This is a genomic window from Sulfurimicrobium lacus, assembly GCF_011764585.1.
In the GTDB taxonomy this organism is placed as follows: Bacteria; Pseudomonadota; Gammaproteobacteria; order Burkholderiales; family Sulfuricellaceae; genus Sulfurimicrobium; species Sulfurimicrobium lacus.
Map to the genome: position 1 here is coordinate 1,481,333 of NZ_AP022853.1, position 21,953 is coordinate 1,503,285.

Annotated in this window: 18 protein-coding genes; 5 read left to right on the forward strand and 13 right to left on the reverse strand. The window is 54.1% G+C overall.

Annotated features, from left to right (window positions below; genetic code table 11):
* The first annotated feature begins 3 nt into the window (after nt 1-3).
* Nucleotides 4-1,182 (forward strand): sugar-transfer associated ATP-grasp domain-containing protein, encoded by a 1,179-nt coding sequence (locus tag SKTS_RS07395; RefSeq protein WP_173062551.1) that lies wholly within the window; start codon nt 4-6, stop codon nt 1,180-1,182.
* Here SKTS_RS07395 and pth read toward each other — a convergent pair.
* From pth to SKTS_RS07420, 5 genes are all read right to left on the reverse strand, one after another.
* Nucleotides 1,169-2,938: an aminoacyl-tRNA hydrolase gene (pth, locus tag SKTS_RS07400; protein ID WP_173062554.1), complete on the reverse strand. Its 1,770-nt coding sequence runs from the start codon at nt 2,936-2,938 to the stop codon at nt 1,169-1,171. The two genes, SKTS_RS07395 and pth, sit on opposite strands and share 14 nt — an antisense overlap.
* A 104-nt stretch (nt 2,939-3,042) precedes the next feature.
* Entirely contained in the window at nt 3,043-4,278 is a 1,236-nt protein-coding gene (locus SKTS_RS07405; RefSeq protein ID WP_173062557.1) for a pyridoxal-dependent decarboxylase, exosortase A system-associated, read from the reverse strand.
* Complete coding sequence (locus SKTS_RS07410) at nt 4,275-5,855, reverse strand: acyl-CoA ligase (AMP-forming), exosortase A system-associated (protein WP_198420445.1); 1,581 nt, start codon at nt 5,853-5,855, stop codon at nt 4,275-4,277. The genes SKTS_RS07405 and SKTS_RS07410 overlap by 4 nt, the downstream gene beginning before the upstream one ends.
* Nucleotides 5,842-8,052, reverse strand: coding sequence for a GNAT family N-acetyltransferase (locus SKTS_RS07415; protein WP_173062563.1), 2,211 nt, complete (start codon nt 8,050-8,052; stop codon nt 5,842-5,844). The genes SKTS_RS07410 and SKTS_RS07415 overlap by 14 nt, the downstream gene beginning before the upstream one ends.
* Nucleotides 8,052-9,254: a DegT/DnrJ/EryC1/StrS family aminotransferase gene (locus SKTS_RS07420; protein WP_173062565.1), complete on the reverse strand. Its 1,203-nt coding sequence runs from the start codon at nt 9,252-9,254 to the stop codon at nt 8,052-8,054. Before SKTS_RS07420 ends, SKTS_RS07415 begins: the two co-directional genes overlap by 1 nt.
* A gap of 82 nt (nt 9,255-9,336) precedes the next feature.
* Here SKTS_RS07420 and SKTS_RS07425 point away from each other — a divergent pair, with 82 nt between their 5' ends.
* From SKTS_RS07425 to SKTS_RS07440, 4 genes are all read left to right on the forward strand, one after another.
* Nucleotides 9,337-9,588 (forward strand): acyl carrier protein, encoded by a 252-nt coding sequence (locus SKTS_RS07425; RefSeq protein ID WP_173062568.1) that lies wholly within the window; start codon nt 9,337-9,339, stop codon nt 9,586-9,588.
* A gap of 2 nt (nt 9,589-9,590) precedes the next feature.
* Nucleotides 9,591-10,421, forward strand: a complete 831-nt coding sequence (locus tag SKTS_RS07430) for a hydrolase 2, exosortase A system-associated (protein ID WP_244617504.1) — start codon at nt 9,591-9,593, stop codon at nt 10,419-10,421.
* Nucleotides 10,418-11,293: a hydrolase 1, exosortase A system-associated gene (locus SKTS_RS07435; protein WP_173062571.1), complete on the forward strand. Its 876-nt coding sequence runs from the start codon at nt 10,418-10,420 to the stop codon at nt 11,291-11,293. Before SKTS_RS07430 ends, SKTS_RS07435 begins: the two co-directional genes overlap by 4 nt.
* A 97-nt stretch (nt 11,294-11,390) precedes the next feature.
* Nucleotides 11,391-12,347, forward strand: a complete 957-nt coding sequence (locus SKTS_RS07440) for a tetratricopeptide repeat protein (protein WP_173062574.1) — start codon at nt 11,391-11,393, stop codon at nt 12,345-12,347.
* Nucleotides 12,348-12,396: 49 nt separating this feature from the next.
* On the opposite strand, the gene SKTS_RS07445 is transcribed toward SKTS_RS07440, so the two are convergent.
* From SKTS_RS07445 to SKTS_RS07480, 8 genes are all read right to left on the reverse strand, one after another.
* Nucleotides 12,397-13,500, reverse strand: a complete 1,104-nt coding sequence (locus tag SKTS_RS07445) for a glycosyltransferase family 4 protein (RefSeq protein WP_173062577.1) — start codon at nt 13,498-13,500, stop codon at nt 12,397-12,399.
* 12 nt (nt 13,501-13,512) lie between these two features.
* Nucleotides 13,513-15,018 carry a lipopolysaccharide biosynthesis protein gene (locus tag SKTS_RS07450; protein WP_173062580.1) on the reverse strand — a complete coding sequence of 502 codons (1,506 nt, stop codon included), beginning with the start codon at nt 15,016-15,018 and terminating at the stop codon, nt 13,513-13,515.
* 13 nt (nt 15,019-15,031) lie between these two features.
* Nucleotides 15,032-15,934: a class I SAM-dependent methyltransferase gene (locus SKTS_RS07455; RefSeq protein ID WP_173062583.1), complete on the reverse strand. Its 903-nt coding sequence runs from the start codon at nt 15,932-15,934 to the stop codon at nt 15,032-15,034.
* A gap of 285 nt (nt 15,935-16,219) precedes the next feature.
* A complete protein-coding gene (locus SKTS_RS07460) occupies nt 16,220-17,119 on the reverse strand; it encodes a class I SAM-dependent methyltransferase (RefSeq protein WP_173062586.1) in 900 nt (299 codons plus the stop codon).
* Between the two features lie 207 nt (nt 17,120-17,326).
* The gene (locus SKTS_RS07465; protein ID WP_173062589.1) at nt 17,327-18,226 is read right to left on the reverse strand and encodes a polysaccharide pyruvyl transferase family protein; all 900 of its coding nucleotides are present in this window, start codon (nt 18,224-18,226) and stop codon (nt 17,327-17,329) included.
* Nucleotides 18,223-19,233, reverse strand: coding sequence for a glycosyltransferase family 2 protein (locus tag SKTS_RS07470; RefSeq protein WP_173062592.1), 1,011 nt, complete (start codon nt 19,231-19,233; stop codon nt 18,223-18,225). Before SKTS_RS07470 ends, SKTS_RS07465 begins: the two co-directional genes overlap by 4 nt.
* The gene (locus SKTS_RS07475; RefSeq protein ID WP_173062595.1) at nt 19,230-20,579 is read right to left on the reverse strand and encodes a putative O-glycosylation ligase, exosortase A system-associated; all 1,350 of its coding nucleotides are present in this window, start codon (nt 20,577-20,579) and stop codon (nt 19,230-19,232) included. Before SKTS_RS07475 ends, SKTS_RS07470 begins: the two co-directional genes overlap by 4 nt.
* Nucleotides 20,580-20,592: 13 nt before the next feature.
* Entirely contained in the window at nt 20,593-21,951 is a 1,359-nt protein-coding gene (locus tag SKTS_RS07480; RefSeq protein WP_173069059.1) for a phenylacetate--CoA ligase family protein, read from the reverse strand.
* Between the last annotated feature and the right edge of the window lie 2 nt (nt 21,952-21,953).

The window sequence follows — 21,953 nt, forward strand, 5'->3', positions numbered from 1 at the left end:
CCAATGCAAAATGAAAAGGGAAGCAGGCTGAGCCGCATCGCGCAAAGTCTCGACGAGTACCGGGAATGGGCATCTCTGGCACAACAACAGACCGGCAAGAGTTTTCTTACCCAGCTTCGCGAAATTCGGGCCTTGAAACACACCGGAGGGCAGTGCGGAATATCAGATTACTACTGGTACAAGCTGTACGATGACGACTACCTGATGGGGCGTGGCGCCCAGGATTTCCTCGGCTGGCGCTTGCAACAGAAATTCAGTCTCGCCCTCAACCCAAGGATTGCCGTCCTTCCGGCGTGGGACAAATCCGTGTTCATGGTGATCGCAGGTTCGGCAGGATTGCCCGTTGCCCCGATTCGGGCCTGCTTCCATCGTGCGGAACGTATTTCAGAGACGCTCGGCCTGCATCTCAAGAGCAAGGAAGCTGCGGGCGATTTTCTCCGTGACCCCTCTGTTTTCCCGCTGTTTGGCAAGCCGGCGTACTCGCAGCAAGGGTTTGGATCTGCTTATCTTGCCGGCTATGACCCTGCGACTGATAGCCTGAACCTGCTTGATGGCGGCTCGATGCCGGTCGATAGTTTCCTGAAGCGTCTCGATGCGACCGTCGACCACCGCTTCCACAAACCCGAGTGCGGTTTCCTGTTTCAAGATTCATTCAAGCTCGCACCAGAAATCCATGCGCTTACAAACTGGTCGGCGATCTGTGGTGTACGGGTTATATGCCTCAACGGCGCAGATGGCGTCAAGCCGATCCGTGCAATCTGGAAAATTGCCGTTCCCCCCAATCATGTGGACAATTTCAGTCTCGGGAAGTACGGAAATATGCTGGCAGACGTCGATCTTGCGACCGGCGAGGTGAGCAGGATGATCGGTGGATTCTGGCCCAAAACCGAAGTGTTGCCGAAACACCCGATTTCAGGCCGGTCTGTCGAAGGGTTTCGTCTGCCTGGCTGGAGCAAGATTCTGGAAGCCTGCCACCACGGCGGAGCCGTTTTTCCGTTGATGAAAATACAACATTGGGATTTCGCCTTGACCGACCAAGGCCCCCTCATTTTAGAGCTGAATGATATGGGTGGTACGGAAATCGCCCAGGTTCATGGCCACGGATTGTTGACGGAGGAGACGCGTGAATTTCTAAAGTGCCACGCCAACTTGCAGGCTCACCCGTGGGTCAACGCATTATAGGGTGATCTGCCAGCATTTCGATTACGCGCGCATGGGCAGCCTTGATCGCCAGGTCAGCGGCTGCACGGCTTGCCGCATCAAAGGCAGTTAGAACATATTCAACGCGATTGAGTTTTGCCTCTGTTTGCCCCACACCGACTTTTACCCGTCGGAATGCGTCGGTTTGGAACGCCTCCAGTATGGAGGCGATGCCACGGTGCCCTCCGGCACTGCCGCTCAATCGGGTGCGGACGGAGCCGAGCGGTATGTCGAGATCGTCATAGACGAGAATGCACTGTTCGGGGCCGAACGCCATATATTCTGACAGCCGCTTCAGCCCCGTGCCAGTAAGGTTCATGGCCATCTGAATTTTGACTAGACACACGCTTCGGCCTTGCGATGAACCGCGTGCGATCCGGGCCTCGGGAGCATCATCCCAAGAGAGCCCCAATGATGAAGCGAGGTGGTCCACCACCTCATAGCCGATGTTATGTGGCGTACCGATATGCTCAGCCCCGGGATTGCCAAGACCGATGATCACCTGCTCGCTGGGGGCGACGGTGTACAGGTCAGACTGCGGAACTTGAAGCGCCGTATCCGAGACGATCATGGCCGGCGCCGAGGCAGGCGCGCCAGAAGGTTTTGTTCTGTCGAGACACTGATTGCAGAATGAATCCCGTTTGCAGTCGTCTCGCCAGCAGGCGATTTCCCCTGCGCGCGCCATGATGATGCGAAGCAGGTGGTCCTGCTTGTTGGTTCCCTTTAGCAAGACCAGATCACCTTCGCGCGTGATTGAGTTGATGTACTCGGCAGCATCCCGGACGTGGCAGAACACTCGCAACGCGTCTTCTCCACCAGGCTTGCGCGCCTTGAGAGCACCAGAAGCCCATGGGCCAGCGAATATCGTCACATCCGCAATTTCCTGGGCGAGTTTCGCGGTTTTGGCGTACTTCAACTCTTTTCTGGGACCGACACTTGAAAGCTCGCCGATGACGATGATTTTTCTCCTGGCTCGTGCCGCCTTCATGAATTCGAAGCACGAGTCCATCGTCCAAAGGGGGGCTTTGAAGTCGTCTCGAATGAACGTCACTCCATCGCGAGTCGTCACAGGTTGCATACGGCCTTCAAAAGGTGCAACGCTCGCGATTCCCACGGCGCACTCGTCGAGGGTCATGCCTGCTGCGAGTCCGCCGCCAATCGCCGCCAGCACCGAGGTGGCCCAATGCGATCCGCAAAGCCGGGTTTGGACTTCCATGCGTTCAGCGCCATGCACAAGGGTGAATCCCAATCGATCCGGCCAAACTGCACCGATATTCTCAGCGCGGACATCGGCGTGCTCTGAAATGCCAAACGTCATGACTCTGGCAGCACAGTTTTTTGCCATGGCAAGGACAAGCTCGTCATCTGCATTAAGAACGGCAGTCCCTGTGGACGGCAGGGAAACGACGAGTTTTTCCTTCTCCTGAGCGATTGCGTCGCGCGAGCTGAAGGCTCCCAAATGGTCATTTGCAATCAAGGTGACGATTCCAACGCCGGGCTGCAACATAATAAGCGATTCGTTCAGTGAATCTGGTTTGTCGGCACCCAGTTCGCACACGCAAAAATCGTGCGTTGGGCGCACGCTCAGAATCGTTTTTGCAACCTCTTCGACCTTGTTAAAAGATTCGTAATTACCGATCACTCTCCCTTGTCGGGAAAGCATTCCTAGCAAGAGTTCCTTTGTCGTGGTCTTGCCGGCACTGCCCGTGATGCCAATGAAAACCGGATTTTGGAGCATGGGTCGCCAACGTTGGGCAAGCTTGATCAGAAAACGATCTACCGCGTGATCTCCAAGTAGCTTGCGAAGACGCCAGTTGAGTCCCTTCTGTAACCGCGTGTAGCTTATACCAACACCTCTCCTGGTGCGGGGTGGCCCAGAAACACCGTGGGGCTCGCTGTAAGCCCATATGCCCCAGACTGCAACACCACGATCAAGTCTCCCTCGCGAGCGTGTCCCAACGCCATCTTGTCCGCCAACACATCGAGCGGCGTACAAAGCGGCCCGACTACCGAAGCGAGTTCCGCGGCGCCTTCGGGCGCCACCCGGTTGCCAACTACCACAGGATAGTTTTTGCGGATCACCTGACCAAAGTTGCCGGATGCGGCGAGGTGATGATGCAAGCCACCATCGGTGATCAGAAATACCTGCCCGCGTGACACCTTGCGCTCGATCACGCGGCTCACATAGATACCTGCCTCGCCGACCAGGTAGCGCCCCAGTTCGATAACAAATTCGGCTTCAGGAAAATTTAGCCGCGCATCCGGCATTAACCCGGCCAAGTGTTCCCCCACGGCATCCAGATCGAGCGGCTGCTCGCCGGGGAAATAGGGGATCCCGAATCCGCCGCCCAAATTAAGCAGCTTCACCGGGCCCGGCGCGTTAGCCGACAAGCGCCGCGCGAGATCGAAAGTATTGCGCTGCGCCTCCATGATGGCCTCGGCGCGTAAATTCTGCGAGCCGGAGAAAATATGGAAGCCGTAAAATTCCACAGGCAAATCCTTCATGCGCTGCAGCATGGCTGGCACCCGCTCGGCATCCACACCGAACTGCTTGGGACCGCCCCCCATCTTCATACCGGAAGACTTCAGCTCAAAATCCGGATTTACCCTCACCGCCGCCTTGGGTCGAAGCCCCAAAGACGCGCCAACCTGGGCGAGAATTTCCATTTCCCGCTCCGATTCCAGATTGACCACAATACCGGCCGCAGCAGCTTGGCGCAGCGCTGTCTCAGTTTTGCCGGGACCGGCGAAACTGATGTTGTCAGGCGGCATGCTTGTATCCAGCACCGTTTTCAGTTCCCCCACAGACGCGACATCAAAACCATCCACCAGTCCGGCCAGGTGCTGCACCACAGCCGGCATCGGGTTGGCCTTGATCGCATAATGCAGATGAATGTCTGGCGGCAGCGCTGCACGCAACTGGGCAACCCGTTCCGTAATCAGTCTGCGGTCGTAAGCGTAAAAAGGCGTGCTGCCGGCGCGTTCGGCAAGGCGCGTAAGCGGCATGCCGCCAATTTGCAGGCAGTCATCCACTATCGGGAACAACAAATTCGGGGCGTGGCGGGCAGGACTGTTCACGATGGATTCTCCTCGAACATTTCAGCCAGTTCGCCGGCCAGTTTCTTGCGGTCAATCTTGCCGTTGGGGTTGCGCGGCAACGCTTCATCGCGGCTGACAATCCGGGCCGGAACCATGAAAGCCGGCAGTTGCCGCTGGCATTCTGCCATGAGTTTTTCGCTCACCGATCCGTCCTTGCCAAGCGAATAAATCACCAGCACCACGGCCTGCCCCAGCACCGGGTGAGCGACCCCTACCGCCGCCACTTCCGTTACCAGTTCGGTGGCGTAAATCACTTCCTCCACCTCGGTCGGGCTCACCCGGTAGCCGGAAGTCTTGATCATCTCGTCGCGGCGGCCGATGAAATACAGAAAGCCTTCGTCATCCATCTTCACGGTATCTCCCGACCAAACCGCCATCTCGGCGATGGGTAGCCCCGCCGGCTGGCCTGGTGCGGGCTTATAACGCTCCGCCGTCTTTTCCGGGTCGTTCCAGTAACCAAGTGCCACATGTACTCCGCGATGCACCAGTTCGCCCGGTTCGCCCGGTGCGCAGGGCGTGCCGTCTTCCCGTACCACCATAATCTCGGCGTTGGGAATGGCCTTTCCCATGGAATCTGGGCGGCGATCCACCTCGTCGGGCGGCAAATAAGTCGAACGAAACGCTTCGGTCAGGCCGTACATCAGGTAGGGCCTGGTTCTGGGGGATTTGGCACGCAGCGCCGCCAGCGTGCTGGTCGGCATCGCGCCGCCCGAGTTGGTGATGTAGCGCAAATGCTCATCAATCCCGGCAGGCCAATCCAGTTGTGCGAGCTGCACCCACAGCGGCGGTACGGCAGCCAGCCCCGTGATTTTCTCGCGCTCCACCGCGCGAATCACGTCGCGTGGAAAAAGGTAATTCATCAATACCGCGCACGCGCCAACCCGAAAGGCCGTGGTGAGCTGGCTCAGGCCGTAATCGAAACTCAGCGGCAACACGGAGAGGATGCGGTCTTCCGGGCTGTTTTCCAGGTATTGCGATACGCTCTCCGCACCCGCGACAAGGTTGCGATGGGACAGTACCACGCCCTTCGGTTTGCCTGTGCTGCCCGAGGTGTAGAGTATCGCCGCCATGTCGCCATCTATCACCCGATGCGCGGCCCGTTGGGGCGCCGTGGCCCGCTCCGCCCAGTTCACGCAGCTTAAGCCCGCTATCTGCAGCGTCGCCTGAGCGGAGACCGTCACCACGCAGCGCAAATCGTGGCAACCCGCCAGCACCGGTTGCAGCAATGCCAGCCGCTCGGGGGTGGTGACAAGTATGCGGACATTGCAGTCTTTCAGAATGTGCGCGACCTGTTCAGGCTTGAGCAGCGGATTGACCGGCACGAATACACCGCCGGCCTTCGCCGCTCCGAACATCGCCACAACCGTATCGATGCGCTTGTCCATGTAAACCGCCACGCGGTCCCGGCGGTCCATGCCCAGGCCGAGGAATAGATTGGCTGCGTATGCGATTTCATTTGCCAAAGCCGCAAAAGTGATCTCTTGCCCGCCATCTCGCAAAGCGATTTGCCGGGACACCGCGCCCGTATGATGAAGGATCAATTCATGGACCAGCATGCCCGCCTCCATGGATATTGCAGGAATTTTTGGCCTTGCCTTTAAAGGTGGCCAGAATATGGTTCAGGTGGCACCACGCCGTCCTGATTGATCGACGGGATATTTCATTTGTCATTCCGATTATCCCTCTGATGGTTCGAGAATTGTAAGCCACAATTCCCCAGCGTTCGCGCCGGTGGCTCATCCAGTCCTTCTTGTAATCATCATCGCCAATCAGGTAATCCACCTCCTTCACCTTGTCTACGTCTAGTACATGGCGCAAGAGATGAGCGGTGAGTATCGTGCCGGCCGACAAGTGTGCGAATTTTTCATCGTAGGCGAGTTTGTAAATGGCGGCTCGGCCGTGGCTCACGATCCAGATCTGGCTTGCTATCGGCTCGCCGTCATAGTAGGCGAGCCCCATACGCAGCCAACCACGAGCAGCGCACATCCTGATCAGTTCCGGAACAAACTTCGGAAACGGCTCGGCGGCCTTCCAGCTGCGGCCATATATCTTGTGCCAGGCTGCAATCGCTTCCTCCAGGCCATCATTTTCGGTCACAATTTTCAGCCTGCCGCGCTCAAGCGCAAAAAGCTTTTTTTCATGGCGCCGGATGGTATGGCGGACCTGGGAGGCCAGCCCCTGGAAATACGTCTGGAATGAACGGCCGTGTACCGGCAAATGCCAGTTGCCAAAATCAAAAAAACGGTACGGCCTGAGGCCGGCCTGCCGAATGGCAGACTCCAGGAGTTCAAACGTAGGATGCGCAGGGTCCATCGCATCGAACTGCAGCATATCAACAGGAGCATCCCTCAAAATCATGCGCAGATAGCCTGCCAACTCATCGGAAGTCACATCGGGAGAGAGTAGTACACGGTACAACGACGAATAAAAATTTGAGAGACTTTTCGCCTGTCTAAGCCACATCATCGTTCGCTTGGAAAGAAGTGGTAAAACCCCCCGCACTTTTCCGTCTCGCTGCAGCACGTAAATCCGGATGCTGCTTTCAGGGAATACCGTGGCTTCCAATAATTTGAACCAGTCCGCTGACAGATCGAAACTTTCCTGTTCACCCCCATGAAACAAGGCTTCGCAGCTAGACGGCAGTTGGGACATTTTTTCGTGACGTTGAAACTCAAGTACAGGGCCTGGACTATGCTTCAAGTCGGACTCACGTGCTTTGCTGCGAATCCCTGAAACTAATTTCTTGATTGCCCGGTAGGCATCATGCATACGCGCTTCATGGGCTGACCGAAATAACATGACATGCGAGATATGGCGCTGCCCTGTCGCCCAGGCGAGCTGATCCGGCGTGGCATCGGTATAGAATTCCACCGTGCTGACTTTCTTCTCCGCGAAGGCACGCTCTAGATAGTCCTTAAGAAGCAAGCGCCCCGGTGCGAATTGCGCCTGGCTCTCGTCGTAGGCCGTCTTGAGAATGATCGTTAAATCGCGAGTTGAAACCAGCAACCTGGATGCGGCCAGTTTTTCATTCAGCCAATACTCGACTACTGTGGCCTGCCCGGTTTCCGCAAAACTGCCCAAGATATCAGCATAAAATTGGCCTTGCGTATTTTCAATGTTGACTGCTGTGCCTGACTGGCCTTTCCAGCCACTGGTTTCCAGTTCACCGTAGCGCGCGATCGCATCGTGCATTTCGCCGGGTATAGTCAATATCCGCAATTCGGCAGTCCCAAATTCATCGTTGACGCGATGCTCATAGCGGCGCATGTTTTTGACGAGATTTTTAGACCGTTTTTTCCAGTACTCATCGAATGAGCCCTTCACCTCAACATTCATAGTTAATGCATGAGGTAGCGGGCGTGATGTAGAAACTTCCTGGAGCAAGTCTGGGGGGGCAAAAAGGGGGTCCTGGCACAGCAGTTCTATGGACCATGCTCGTCCGGGCAAGGCCGCAAACAAATCCTTAAGCAGGTCGGTGCTCTCGAGGAGTGCAGGTGCAGATTGTGCCTGATCCGGCACGAACTGCGACCACACACCAGCACGGCGGGGATAGACGATCAGCAAACCATCGATCTTCGCTCCCGTGCGATGCACGCATAACAGCTCCGAGCCTTTGCCAAAATAGCGCAAGAGTGCTTCTACAAAGCGGCTGTCGCTAAATGAATGGCCGCCATAGAGACGGTTGTTCAAGTCGTCCCATGCGCTCCGCCACTGGCCGAGTCCGTTTGCCAAAGGACTGATTTGCCAGCTCATTAGTCGGGCGCCGTCAGCAATGTTTGCACGGTGTGTATCATCCAGGCGAGTTCTTCCTCACGCAATTCCTGGTGGCATGGTAACTGCAAAAGCCTGATCCGGTAATCGCGGGAGATCGCGCAGTCCGTTACCGCCATATCCTCCCAGCGCCAGAGCGGAATCCCTGCTGTTTTAATCCGGTGAAAGCCCATGCCTGCAGGGTCGATCAGCAACGGAAAAGCGTAAGGCACAACCCCCTCCGGCAGATGGGGGAAGATAGGTTTTACGCCGGACACTGATCGCATGCCTTCCAGCCACTGCAGATAATTTGCACGTCTGCGGGTTGCGACACGCTCATGCGGGGCATGAGCCATAATCCAGCGCGACGAGCGTAGCGCCGCCATCTCGGCCAGCTTGGGAGAGAATTCTTTTAGACCAGATTCGGATGCGCGAACCATTGGCTGTGCAGCAACATGTTTAGCCTGTTCACAAAGCGCAAAGGGTTCAATGACGGGCAAGCTGCTGCGTCGCCAAATGCGTCTACTCCAGCCTTGCAGTATTGCCGCCAACGCTTTGGCTTCAGCGAGCAAGGGCTGAGCCGAGCGGTGTGCGGGCTGCCCGCCGGTGTTATCCAGCAGTAGTCCGCCATCGCGTGCCGGCAAGAACTTCCACACACTGGCAGTGGCATAGCTGCCCACTGTGCCTAACAACCGCTCGCCGGCCCGGCCATACAGCGCATGTGCACAGTCCTCGATAAGCGCAATATCATGCGCCGCGCAGAAACGTTCCGCCTCATCAAGGTCATTGGGAAAACCGAAATAATGTGTCAAGACCATTGCCGCCACGGGTGCGCCATCTCCGCCTATCATGGAGGACAAGGCCGAGAAATCCGGGCGCAAATCCGCGCGTACCGGATAAAAGCAAGGCTCAGCACCGAGATACAACACCGGCTCCACAATGGCGCGGCAGTGAAAGGCCGGCAGCAAAACTTTTAACCCCGCGTGCACGCCGGCACGGCGCATTGCCTCCGCCAGCGCGTAACGACTTTGAATGAAATATTCAGCGCCCTGGAGAAAGGCCGATCCAGCAGCATGCTTGCGACCCGGCCACCCCTGCCAGGATAAAGGCGGCAAGAGCGGTACGGCTGCCTTGGGATAGTTCGCCCCATCTGCTTCCATAGGGTGGAACGTGACTTCGGATTTGGAGTTGGCGCGACGATTCACAGTGACGAGTTTAACTCAAATGGAATAGACTAATGCCTCTGAATGGTATCTCATTCTTCATCAACTTTTTCGCCTATAAGCCATGAATATCCAATCTGATGTCAAGCGTCTGCTAGCCCGATCCTTGCAACTCGGTCAACGCGCCGATTCACTTACCGCAGAATCCTCCTTGCTCGGCGCACTGCCCGAACTTGACTCCATGGCGGTAGTCACTATTCTCACGGCGCTGGAAGAGCACTTCGGCTTCACCGTGGATGACGACGAAATCAGCGCCGAAACCTTTGCCACGTTGGGTAGCCTGGTCGAATTCGTGGATGGAAAACTGAAAAGTTGACCATGCTGCAAGCTGGCTTTGAAATGGAGCCCTTCTTTCTGAGCGGCGAACGTGGCGCGCTGTTTTGTGTTCATCTCTATCCCTCCCACATAGCGCCGAAAGGCGGCATTCTTTACCTGCATCCTTTCGCGGAAGAAATGCACAAGTCTCGCCGCATGGCCGCCCTGCAAGCGCGCCGTTTTGCTGCCGAAGGCTACGCCGTGTTGCAAGTCGATCTGACCGGCTGCGGCGACAGCGCGTGCGACTTCGGTGACGCTACATGGGAGACCTGGCTAGCCGATGCGCGCCGCGCTTTTGCGTGGTTATCTGCAAAGGCTACTGGCCCGATCATTTTATGGGGCCTGCGCACCGGGGCGAGCTTGGCCGTCGAACTGGCGAGCGCGCTTCCCGGCATCAAGCGCCTGATACTTTGGCAACCCGTCGTCAACGGCGAACAGTACCTGAACCAGTTTCTGCGCATCAAGCTCGCAAGCGAGATGCTTAGCGGTAATCAGGCTCAGAGTGGGACCAAGGATTTGCGTGCCAAACTGGAAGCCGGTGAAAACATCGAGGTGGGAGGGTACATGTTAGGTGGCGCCATGGCTCGGGACCTCGCACGCGTGAAACTCGCGGATATACCGTCACCTTGCCCGGTAGAATGGCTTGAGGTCGGGGCGGAGGAGGGCGAATCCGCGAGTCCTGCCAGCCAGCGCATCGTCGATGCCTGGCGGGCTGCCGGCGTGACGGTACACACCCGTACTTTATCAGGCGAACCTTTTTGGGTGACGCAGGAAATAACCGAATGTCCAAGCCTGATAGAAGCGACAACAGAAGCTATTAGTAGATCCATATGAAATATACCGAGCAAGCGATCGTTTTCAACTGCGCCGATTGTCGCTTGATAGGCATTGCCACCCAACCAGAGACACCTGCGGAAACGGGTGTGCTCATCGTGGTCGGCGGGCCGCAGTATCGAGCGGGAAGCCACCGGCAGTTCACCTTGCTCGCGCGCCAATTGGCCGGACAGGGTGTCGCCTCCATGCGCTTCGATTACCGCGGCATGGGGGATAGCGAAGGAGATATGCGGAATTTCGAGGCGATAGATGCCGACATCCGTGCGGCGATCGATACTTTTCTCAAGCATGCCCCTGAAGTGCGCCGTATTGCGATCTGGGGCTTATGCGATGCCGCCTCGGCCGCGCTCTACTATGCGCACACGGACACGCGTGTCAGTCGCCTCATCCTGCTCAACCCCTGGGTGCACACCGAGGCCGGCGCATCCCGCGTCCGCCTCAAGTATTACTACCTGTCGCGATTGATGCAGCGTTCCTTCTGGACAAAAATCTTGTCGGGTAAGATCGAGTTGAGCAAATCTGTCGGCGATTTGTCGAAGTCGGCACGGAGTGCCGCAAAAGGGGAGAGCTCGACCGCCGCCGCGCCCTCCGACCCCCGGCATGGCAGTCCTGGTTACATTGAGCGGATGCTTGATGGGCTAAAACGCTTCCAGGGAGAAATATTGTTTATACTCAGTGGCAACGATCTCACCGCGCAGGAATTTGTTGCATTGACACAACGCGACAAACGTTGGAAAAAGCTCTGCCATTCACCCCGAATTTCCAGTGAAACCGTGAAGAAGGCAAACCATACATTTTCCAGCCAAACCTGGCGCGGTCAGGTTGAAACCCGCACAGTGCAATGGTTGGCCAGCTCTGGCAAGAGCATATGAATGGGACCGTATTTTCTTCCGATAGCACGGCATATCGGCTTGGAACCCGACCTATAATCCTTTGAGCCGCATGGATAAATCGTCAAGGAGTGCTTACATGAAACTGGCAATAGAACAAATCATCGTTCGCGGCAGGCGGCATCTACTCTTGATGTTCGTTCTTGCTGCATTCACGCCACCGCTGGCAAGCGCACTTAAGGTAAGGGACGAACCGGTTCCTCCCTCCGATATTGCATTGCTGCCTCCTGTCTGTAAGCTGATACTCGTGGAGCATCCTGGTGCACACCTTGGCGCTGGCAACGGGCCTCTCCAGAAATACGTGGCGTTGTTTGAACAGCCAGGGTACGAAATGGCCGCACACAACCCGCATTTACACCACTATTGCTGGGCGCTAATTTCTAAGCAGAGGTATTTCCGCGCCCAAGGGCAAATCCAGCGCGAATATTATTTTAAACAATTCATGGGCGACATCGGCTATGTGCTAACCAACACCGCCGACAAGAAATGGCCGTACTTTCATGTCCTGCTGATCGAGCAGGCAAGCATGTTGAAGATACGGGGGGATTATCCAAACAGTCTTTCTAAAATTGACGAAGCTTTAAGATTCAAGCCTGACTATGACAAGGCCTACGCGCTCAAATCGGATGTGTTCCTGGCGCTGGGCGACCGGAAAAAAGCCATAGACACAGCGCAGTCGGGCCTGGAGCAAGACCCGCGCTCCAGACTGTTGCGCCGGCGACTTGAGCAGCTGGGTGTCAAGGTGCCGCCGCTACCCGACCCCGTTCCAGATGACACCAAGGAAAATGCATCGAATGCGGAGTCTGCAGGAAGCCCTGTAGCCGCCCAGCAGGAAAAAGTGAACGGTGCAGCAGATGGCAGCAGCATGGCCACGCCACCCATTTCAGAAACACCCAATACCAAGGAAACCGGGCAGGGCTTGGATTCCAAAATGAGCTCCCCTACGGGCGCAGATGCTGCCGGGAAGAATCAGGATAAACCTGTAACAGACACAGGCAGTCTGCCCGACAAGGCATATTGCCGCTTTTGCCCATAGCGAAACAGCAGGCTGTTTTGCCCTGATACAGCAATAAATCAGAAGCTTATTAGTTTTGCTTGAGCCCGTGAATGATGTTGGCTAACTGCTTGGAAATGACTTCATTACTATAATGTTCAAGGGTTATTTGGCGGCCGACTTCCCCCATATCAGTACATCGCTGACGGTCGGTTATAAGGGCTTTCATTGCTTCATACCAGTCTGTCACAGACTCTGCACTTAGTCCTGAGTCGCCACGTGCCAACACTTGTACGTTCATGCCAACGGGTGAAACTACGACCGGGATGCCAGTGCTCATATACTGGAGCATTTTGAAGCTGCATTTTCCCCGTGTCCAGTCGTTATCAGGTAAGGGCATTAACCCTAAATCTATATCGCGCAGTGCCTCAGACTCACTCAATGGACTCCATTTGCAATAAGAGACGTATCGTGGATCTATCGATTCAAATTTAGGTGGCGTCTCGGCAATTACGAGGATCTGCGCGTCGAATTCCTCCAATATGCGTTTAATCGCAGGTTCTATGGCATATAAATATTTCAGATTGCCGCCACTGCCTGTCCATCCAATTGTAAATTTATTGTTTTTTCGTACATGGTTTATGTCAGGCCTGAATCTGTCTGTATCAATCGCGGTAGGAACGACATGAACATTGTTTGATTTGCCCGCAAACCAGCTTGCAAGAAAATCATTTCCTGCAATTACTGCGCATGCATTTCGTCCCAGGGTGTCGATCGTCCTTACGCCATGAGGCTTGGCCAACCAGACGGCATCATCAATGTCCAGGATAAACGGTTTCGTGATGAATCGTTCTAGTGTGTATTTCCCCACAGTCAGCTCGCGATTTAACCAGACGAGATCACTGGTGTATGTACTTGCCAATCCTGGTATGCGGGCGCTCATTTTTGCAATGAACCAGGCCGTATTAAAAAAATTGCGCGTGAAACCAGGAATGTGATCGGCAATGACTGAAGGCAGACCGGCATGTTTATCAATAACCGGCCAGTGCTCGGTTACATCAATGCCAAAATTTTCCAGTGCTCCGATATGTTGCCGGATTCTGAAGCGAGCAGATGGGTCGCGCTTCCCGGTTGTGAGCGCGGCAACGCGTATGCGGCGTTGTCTTTCGCGTGTCCTATTTGGCTTAATCGTCATGGTTGCTGTTTCTCAGCTGGAATGGCGTTTCTTCAAGTTAAGGATAATTTCCTTTATTTTGTTCACAATCAGGCTTTCTGAACCTGCTGGCATACCTTCCAGGCGCCAGAGCGCAAGAATGGATGCCGCATAGGTGATCGCGCCTACTGTGATCGCACCCAGCAACAGCGCGATTTTTACCAGTGTACTATCGCTCATGAATACTGAGATAAAGGCGTTTACCGCCAGGTACATAACAAGTGAGGCAGTAACCGGTCGCCAAAAAGCTTGTAGCCAATTCTTGAGTCTGAATTCTGGCAAGATCACTCGGAGGATAAAATAATGAGAAATGGCACAAGCGGCTGCACTCAATGGGAATACATAGTTAACGGCTAGCAGGCCATGTTTAGGGATTAGCAAGAGAGATAATCCTATTAAGGCCGTTACGTTCACCGCGGAAGCCAGTGTCGATAGTTTTGGGAAACCTAAGGACATATAGACGACTGAAATATGGCTGAGCATTCCCAGTGCTGCAGTACTAATTGCCAGTGCACCGATAATTTCCGATGCAGGAAACCATTGTTCCCCCAAAAGGACAGATACAATTAATTTATCGGTAGCAAATATTCCAAATCCTGCAGGTATCGAAAAAATCGCTAACCCGGAAAGTACAGCCCCTAGTCCGTCGCTCAATCTGGTACGGTCGTGCGCAATTTTCGAAAAGGCTGGGAAGGCAACGCGAGCGATAATGCTTGAGGCTTCCCCGGTAAATGGGACGGCAATATCAATCGATACATTATAAAAAGCGAGTTGTGCAGGGCCCAGCAGGCGCCCAACTATGAGGTCATTGGTGCGTAACTGGAGATAATTCAAGAAATTCAGCAACAGGAACCAGGAAGAAAACCCGATCAAATCCTTGTATGCTTTAAGTGTTAGCCGTGGTCGATATTTGCTTAGAATAAAACTGGTTATTACACCTACCAGGGTGCTGCCTACCATGCCCAAAATGAGCGCCCAATAACTACCAAGCAATAATGCAGCAATTGTGGCGACAACCAGTGACGTGATCTTCCTGGATAACACCCAGATAACTTCAGGGGCCATATTCAGTTCCTTTCGGAACTTGACCATGCCGATGTTGGAGAAACCTCGCACAAAATTGTTGATGGCAAGCCAGTAAATAATTTTTTCCAGCCTTGCTTCGTGGAAAAAACTGGCGGCTATAGGCGCTAAAATCCATAAGAAAAGAGTAATAAGCACGCCGAAGATAATGTTGATTGTCCAGGCCGTGTTGTAGTGGGTCTGTGTCGGTTCTCTACGTTGAATAAGTGCTGCATCAATGCCAAAGCCACCGAGCAATTCAACGAGGGCTATAACTGGGGCTGCCATTGCCACTAACCCAAAATCCGCGGGAAGCAGCAAGCGAGCAAGTATGAGCGTGCTGACCAACCCCAGGATACGTTCAGTCAGTTTTGAACCGAGCATCCAGAAGGCACCGTTGATGAAACGGCCTCTAACATTCAAATTGTTATGCATCATGCGTTATTTTTATTTATGACGCTAAAGTGTCTGGTTTTCTAAAATAGAAGCAGGCCTGGTCGCCTTCGCCTTTGCGATTCAGTTCCTCTGACTGCTGTTGAAATTCCGAAATCTGTTGTTGGGTAAATGGTGATTCCTGTGGGTTTTGCATATAGGACTTCGGGTCGCGAAGCGTGATGTTCATCCGGTATTGTTCGCTACCCCAGAACTGCATGGGCGATGAATCATGGACAACCTGATCGAGATGGAATCCAGCATGCTCTGCCAATAGCTTCATGCTTTTTTCAGTATGCAAATAGAGATGGCGGGGTGCATCCAGCTGTACCCAGTTTTCTCGATATGTGCGCCAGGCATAAGAGCTGGCAACAGGCACCCTGATTAAAACGTAGTGACCGGGACGCGTTATTCTGAAAAGTTGTTTCATGACCTCCTGAGGATCTTCCATGTGCTCAAATGAATGATGTAGCATGATGAAATCATATTGACTCTCGAGACTATGAAGATGGGCTTTAAGTATCTTCACGCCATTATCATAATTGATATCGTGCGCGATATATGGATCTATTCCCTCAAGGTGAATAAAACCCATATCCCGAAGTGATAGCAATAAACGCCCGGAACCGCATCCGACATCAAGAATACGGTCGGCAAACCGGGTTTGTGTATTGGTAAACCAAGATGCAAATTCAGGCTTGCCGAATTTGATCGTGAGAGCTTTGCCTATTAAGTCACGACCTTCTATGCAATAAGCAAATCTGCGCTTTTTAGCAAAGGAGGCAAGTGTAAATCGGGAATTGAGAGATCCTGAGAACGAGTAATAATTATCCGGATAAAAGCGTGAAAGATCATCCGGAATCTGGGCTATCTGCAAACAACCACAGTTTCCACACTCCAGATAATCAAACTGCTCATTCATGCCAAACATCATTTCAGGCACCGAATATTTGGTGTTATTGCTTTTGTTACCGCATATCCTGCAACTTGACTGCACATCAGTAGGCATAGTGGGCACTCAAAAGTTAATCAATATATAACTGCGGCATCGCCGCCAGACTGGCGAACATCAAGGCGATGGAGGTGGTGCGTTCAGGACGTGTGTCGAATTAAGCGTGATCCTGCCTAGTGCTCTGAAACTTTGCCCACGGATATCAGAAATTGCTGGTCATGCCATCGACCGGCCAGATTGGGCAAGGCGACAACATTACGCTGATAGCTGCTGGATAACGCGCCTAGCCTGGCGGACGTACATACCCCCCATGAACCGGAATTCGCCAAAAAAATGCACGAACATGGCTTTCGCGTTATCTACTTTTGGGCTCCAGAACTGGTAACGTTCAACAGGGAGCACCAGTGAATCCGGGGCATTGGCTGCCATGAAATTCGAGGTAACCTGTTCGCTGCCCCATTCATGCCATTTTGCTTTGCCAATCAGCTTTTCCATCTGGGTTGAGAATTCCTGGATTTTCTCCGGCAATAACTGGCCCTTTGCAAAACCCGTGAAACCGGCACATCCACGGACGTATTTGAGATGCTCATGGCCAGGGTAGTTCGCGAGGGCACGCTCGGCGTGAGACTGCACATGATTGCTCGTGCTCATGTGAGCAAAACGGGCGGCGTCGCTAAACCCGACCGTTTCGCGGCCTGTACTGGTGCCGAGTGTAAAGCTTCGCTTCTGGGCCAGGCACTCCAGGATTTCTGTCGGTTCGCTCAAGGTCAGGGTGTCAGAATCCAGTTGAATCACATAATGATCGTTGTTTTCCTGGCTTAGCGTGAACAGTCGTTCCCAGCAACCGCCTGTGGGGCATGCGCCTACAGGAACACCCTTGCTGGGTACGAAACGAATCGTGTCAAAGTGATTGGAAAGGATGTGTCGGTCTTCCGGCAACAGGCCGTCATCCACAATGACGAAGCCCTGCGGCTTGACGAAGCGTGCGAAAGATTTCATCGCCAACATGAACATCGTCATGTCGGGGTGGTGTAACTGGCTGACGATCAATACATCGCTAGCTGGGTCGCATTTGATGGGCGGTGTATTGAAAATGTCCGAGCATCGGAAGTTAAACCATGCCCGATCGATTTTTCTTTTTATTCTGGCAATCATAAGGGCAGAGGATTCAAGTCAGAAAATGCCATATCAGCCACTAAGCAGGTGTGTCGGAGCCTTATCCTACCAACGCAGTTTGTCATCATTTTGGAGACCATCCATATCTTGAAGCAGTTGTGCAGGACAATATTCATATTGTATTTGAGTTCGCAAAGCCGTGCAGCCCTGTTACAAGTGAGGGCAATGGACGTCATTGCCTAATTTCTAGCGCAGATGGGAATTACGCAATTGCCATAACTGTTCCTGGAGACGCTCCAATGCACCGTTAAATATTTGATCTTCGCTTAGCTCGGTATTAGCGACATCCGCAATCTTTTTCAACTGATGGATAGCGCTATCGAATTGCGCGGCGGAACTTTTTGGCGGCGGCGGAGGCGTCCATTCCGCGCCTATCCTTAACTTCATGCCTCCGCGCTTTATCTGATTTATCAGCTTAGCCTTGGCACCCAATCCTCGTTCAGCATCCCATATTTCTGGCAAAACGAAAGGCTTGTACGTCATGCCCAACGAAGAACACCAGTCCTGCCATTTAAAATCAAGGACATGTGAATAACATTTTATGGGTATCCAGGGTACGCGCAGTGCGTCGGCGACGATGGCTCCGTGCATGGCTTCGGCAACAACAAATTTAGAACGGTTGATGGCCTGCAAGGTCTCCTCTACAGGAGATGTCGGATCAATGTAGTGCAGTCCTGCGGCTTCGCTGATGGCGCGCCAGTCCGCGCGAGACATGCTGTCATGATGAGGCATGAAAGACACAATGGAACGACTTTCGGGCGCGTGGACTTCCTGGGCGATCAGGGCGGCGGCGTCAGTGATAGCCAGCTTCCTGTCCAATCCCAGCACTTCTGCGGTTAATGGTCCCCGAACGCAATAAAATTTCCAACGAGAGTCCGGTTTTAGTGTCTCGCCATATCCTGCGCCACTGCCGAACACCAGTTTGCGTGGTGCGACGGGGACACGGTGATTGAGCAACGTGCCTATGCCTACGAACAAGGTCGAATCGTCCTCGTCCAGTAGCTCAGGAATAAGCCTGTTCCACAGCCACGGGTTCAAATCATCCCCGAAATTTCCACCTGGCGCTTTGTAATAATACAGTTTCATCGTCGCTCACTTTTAACAAACCATTTACTCTTGGGTGAAAACATTTCTCTGGTGAGGGAAGCCAGCAGATAAACGAACGCTTTCGGTTGGAAAAGTCGCCAGGTCAAACTGTTGTAAAAAGCCTGCGCTGCGACGCTCGGTTTGCCGCCAAAAAAATGCAGATATCCGTGACCAAAGCACAAGCCGGCAAGCCTGTGGCGCACCCTTCCGATGTTGGCGCTTCGGCCATCCGGTCCATGATATCCCCACTTTTCCACGGCTTCCTTGACCACCATGTATTCGTAATTTGCGTCGCAAATTTTAGCGGTGGTGCTGGAAGGATGCTGCCGATATAGCGCTGCTTGACCAGGCAATTTCGCCATGCTGCATGCCCGTGACGCCCTCAACCAGAATTCATAATCCTCGCCTTTACGCAAATCTTCGCGAAACAGACCGATCTTATCAATAACCGAGCGGCGCATTACGGCGGTTACTATCCAGACGTATGAGTCGATTAACATCTCGGGATAAATTCCCCCCGAAAAGCGCTCATCCAACTCCATGGATTCATTAATATATAAATCCGATGGTTGATTAAAAACCCCATGCTCATCAGGTAGCCACTTATAAAATTCGCCAAACACGACATCGAAATCCGGATGTGTTTCAAGGAAGCTGATCTGGCGGTTCAATTTTCCGGGCAACCAAACATCATCGCCGTCGAGAAAAGCAATATATTCCCCTCGTGCCACAGTCATGGCGCGATTGCGCGCGGCCCCTGCGCCCCCATTTTTATCCTGCTGAATCAGCGTGACCGCATCGCCATAAGATTTGATGATTTCTACCGTTTCATCGCTGGAGCAATCGTCGACCGCTATTACTTCCAAAGATGGGTAACCCTGATTAAAAACACTGTCCAGCGCTTGATGAAGATAGGCGGCGCAGTTATAGAGAGGCACAATTACACTCACCAATGGTAACGTTTCCCCTGGCTCTCCGGAGCGCTTGTTCAATCGCTCCATCGTCATAGCGGTCTCTTGTGGTGTAACGGTGGTGAAGTCCTGAAGTCAGCGGCAACTTCGATTGTCTCTGCTGCGAGCATTTTATTTTTTTGAGGCATTTCCAGGGGGTCGTTCTTTTTTTCGCGCTGGTGGGCTTCGACCCATCGGCGCGCCAGCACGACCAACACCAGAATGTTGTAGGGAAGATCGAAATAAGCCAGGCTTAGGAAAGCGCCTCCCACAGCATAGCCAATCAGGCTGACCTGACACATGCTGCCCAGCACTGCGACCCATTCTGTTTCAGGATTGCCAGTTGCATTTTTTCTGAGCCAGCCCGCCCAGCGCCAGGTCAGGCCCCACATCGTCAGAAACAGGGCCAGACCGACGAAGCCGTGCTCACCCAGAACCTGAAAATAGATGCTGTGGGCCGCGTGAATATCCAGCGGGTTCGGCGCGTAAAGTGCGAATGGCCCAGGATTGTATATGTCGAATCCGCCACCGAAAAAATTCGCTTTCGCAAGATTCCATGCGAACCACCATGCATTGATACGCCCCATGGCAGAAGTATCCTGCTGGTACTCACCGATGGTGTCTATTCGGGCATGCCAGGATTCCGGCATGAAGGACACCAGAAGCATGCCGCCCACAATCATCAGCGTTCCGAAAAAAATCTTTTGCCGTCCACGCAACCATAACAGCACCATCATTGCCACGATGCCAAGCAAGGCACCACGGGATTGACTGCCGATGGCCGCAATAGCCGTCAGGGACATGGCTGCCAGCCACGCCTGGCGCTGCCAGACCTTGGCGGCCAGTTCCCGCAGAAAATACATAAGGGGGATGACAATGATAAGAGCCAGTGCCACTTCGTTGTTCCCACCGATGAACCCCCCGGGGCCCCAGACACGGTAATTCCCGCCGGTGGCCAGGGTGAAGATTCCCCCCTTCACGCCAAAATACCCAAGGGAAATGACGAGCACCCACACCAGTGCGATGATGTGTTGTTTGCTGTTAAGGAGGACCAGGGCCACAAGAATCATGAAGTCGATCTTGAGTACCTTGTCCAACATATCTGTGCTGCCCTTCGGGTTAAATGAAAATAGATAGGTAACGCAAATCCAGAGCATGAAGAGCATCAGCGCAATCGCAGGAGCAGAGAGGAAATAATTCTTTTTGTCCTTGGTAAGAAACAGTCCCACCAGCGTGGCGCCGCCAATCACAGCCGCAACCGGGAAGTCCACAGCAGCGCCGTATGTGAGTTTGTGGGGGTTCATGATGCTTACCCATGTCCACAGAAGTACTCCGACATAGGGGTGCGCCAGTGCCCATGCCGCGCCCAGGAAGATAATCGCGAGTACCAGTGTGCTTCGCATCGTGTTTCCCCGGTTACACCGTGCCGGCGGGTGAACCAACCGCGCTTTTTACATGACTGACGACATATCGAAATTTGCCGGACGCTTCCTTGGGAATCGATACGACGTGTTCGATTTGAATGCTGACCTCACTCCCAAGACGTTGCTTTAAAGCAGTTGCGATCGTTTGCAAGCTTTCGTGCTGGAAAGGCGCTTCGGTCACTAAAAACACCTGGGTGAGGTCCAGGCTTTCCTGAACGATCTTGAACTCTTTCACCCCCGGCAAGTCGCGAACCACGTAGACCAGCGCCAGTCCATGCATCACCGTGCCGTCCTGCGCAACGACGAAGTCCGTGGTGCGGCCCTGGATTTCCTTGAGCAACGGCAGGCCGCGTCCGCAGGCGCACAACTGGTCGTCGAGCACGCCGACGTCGCCGGTGCGATAGCGGATAAAGGGGAAATCGCCGGTGGCGAGATGGGTGGTGACAATTTCCCCCGGCTGGCCATGAGGTACCGGATTGCCGGCGTCGTCCACGATTTCGACGATGATGTCTTCGGCAGTAAGATGCATGCCGCCGCTCGGACACTCGTGCGCGATGAAGCCCGCATCCCGCCCGCCGTAGCCATTCGCGACATTGCAGCCGAAAATGCGGGAGATCTGTTCGCGCTGATGATCGTAGAGTTTCTCCGAGGTCACGAATGCGACACGGATGCCGAGGTCATCCATGCGCTGCCCGCGGGCTTCGGCATGATGGGCAATATGCGCCAGCGCCGATGGATAGCCGAACAGCATCCGTGGACGCATGGCGCGAATTTCCGCCACGAAGCCGTCGAGTTTTGCTTCGGACATTTCAAATGCGGGCAACAGCTTGGTGCGCAGCAAACTGTCGCGGATCTGGCGCACCCTGTCCTGGGTGCCCAGCTCGATGGGCGAGCCCCACACCACGATTTCCGGGTCGCCGATGTCGACGTCCCACCAGCGGGTGGCGCGCCATTTGGCAGCCACGTCGTGACTGACGCGCTTGGTGCCAAGAAAGAAAATGAGCGGTTCGCCGCTGGAGCCGCCGGTGTTGAAGCGGGACAGCCCTTGCGCGATTTCCGACTTCAACTGCTCCGTGTTGGCACGGATGATCGCCTTGGTCAGCAATGGCAGCCGGGCAAGATCGGCAAGACTGCTGACGGTCGAAGGGTCGAACGCCTGGTCGCGAAACAGGCCGCGATAGTAAGGCACGTGCTTTCCCACATTGGAAAGAAATGTCCGCAGGCGCTCCACGCGCAATGCTTCCAGCGCGCCGGGCGACAGCCACTGGTTGCGTTCCATTTCCTTGCGGATCTGCACCGTATCATGGTGTTTTAATGTTTCGTGCAATGGAAACAGGCAGGATGACACCATGC

Excerpts from the sequence above, each read along its gene's own strand:
- SKTS_RS07395 (WP_173062551.1), top strand. The coding sequence starts at position 4 with ATGCAAAATGAAAAGGGAAGCAGGCTGAGCCGCATCGCGCAAAGTCTC.
- pth (WP_173062554.1), bottom strand. The coding sequence starts at position 2,938 with ATGCTCCAAAATCCGGTTTTCATTGGCATCACGGGCAGTGCCGGCAAG.
- SKTS_RS07410 (WP_198420445.1), bottom strand. The coding sequence starts at position 5,855 with ATGCTGGTCCATGAATTGATCCTTCATCATACGGGCGCGGTGTCCCGG.
- SKTS_RS07415 (WP_173062563.1), bottom strand. The coding sequence starts at position 8,052 with ATGAGCTGGCAAATCAGTCCTTTGGCAAACGGACTCGGCCAGTGGCGG.
- SKTS_RS07425 (WP_173062568.1), top strand. The coding sequence starts at position 9,337 with ATGAATATCCAATCTGATGTCAAGCGTCTGCTAGCCCGATCCTTGCAA.
- SKTS_RS07430 (WP_244617504.1), top strand. The coding sequence starts at position 9,591 with ATGCTGCAAGCTGGCTTTGAAATGGAGCCCTTCTTTCTGAGCGGCGAA.
- SKTS_RS07435 (WP_173062571.1), top strand. The coding sequence starts at position 10,418 with ATGAAATATACCGAGCAAGCGATCGTTTTCAACTGCGCCGATTGTCGC.
- SKTS_RS07440 (WP_173062574.1), top strand. The coding sequence starts at position 11,391 with ATGAAACTGGCAATAGAACAAATCATCGTTCGCGGCAGGCGGCATCTA.
- SKTS_RS07445 (WP_173062577.1), bottom strand. The coding sequence starts at position 13,500 with ATGACGATTAAGCCAAATAGGACACGCGAAAGACAACGCCGCATACGC.
- SKTS_RS07450 (WP_173062580.1), bottom strand. The coding sequence starts at position 15,018 with ATGATGCATAACAATTTGAATGTTAGAGGCCGTTTCATCAACGGTGCC.
- SKTS_RS07455 (WP_173062583.1), bottom strand. The coding sequence starts at position 15,934 with ATGAATGAGCAGTTTGATTATCTGGAGTGTGGAAACTGTGGTTGTTTG.
- SKTS_RS07460 (WP_173062586.1), bottom strand. The coding sequence starts at position 17,119 with ATGATTGCCAGAATAAAAAGAAAAATCGATCGGGCATGGTTTAACTTC.
- SKTS_RS07465 (WP_173062589.1), bottom strand. The coding sequence starts at position 18,226 with ATGAAACTGTATTATTACAAAGCGCCAGGTGGAAATTTCGGGGATGAT.
- SKTS_RS07470 (WP_173062592.1), bottom strand. The coding sequence starts at position 19,233 with ATGACGATGGAGCGATTGAACAAGCGCTCCGGAGAGCCAGGGGAAACG.
- SKTS_RS07475 (WP_173062595.1), bottom strand. The coding sequence starts at position 20,579 with ATGCGAAGCACACTGGTACTCGCGATTATCTTCCTGGGCGCGGCATGG.
- SKTS_RS07480 (WP_173069059.1), bottom strand. The coding sequence starts at position 21,951 with ATGGTGTCATCCTGCCTGTTTCCATTGCACGAAACATTAAAACACCAT.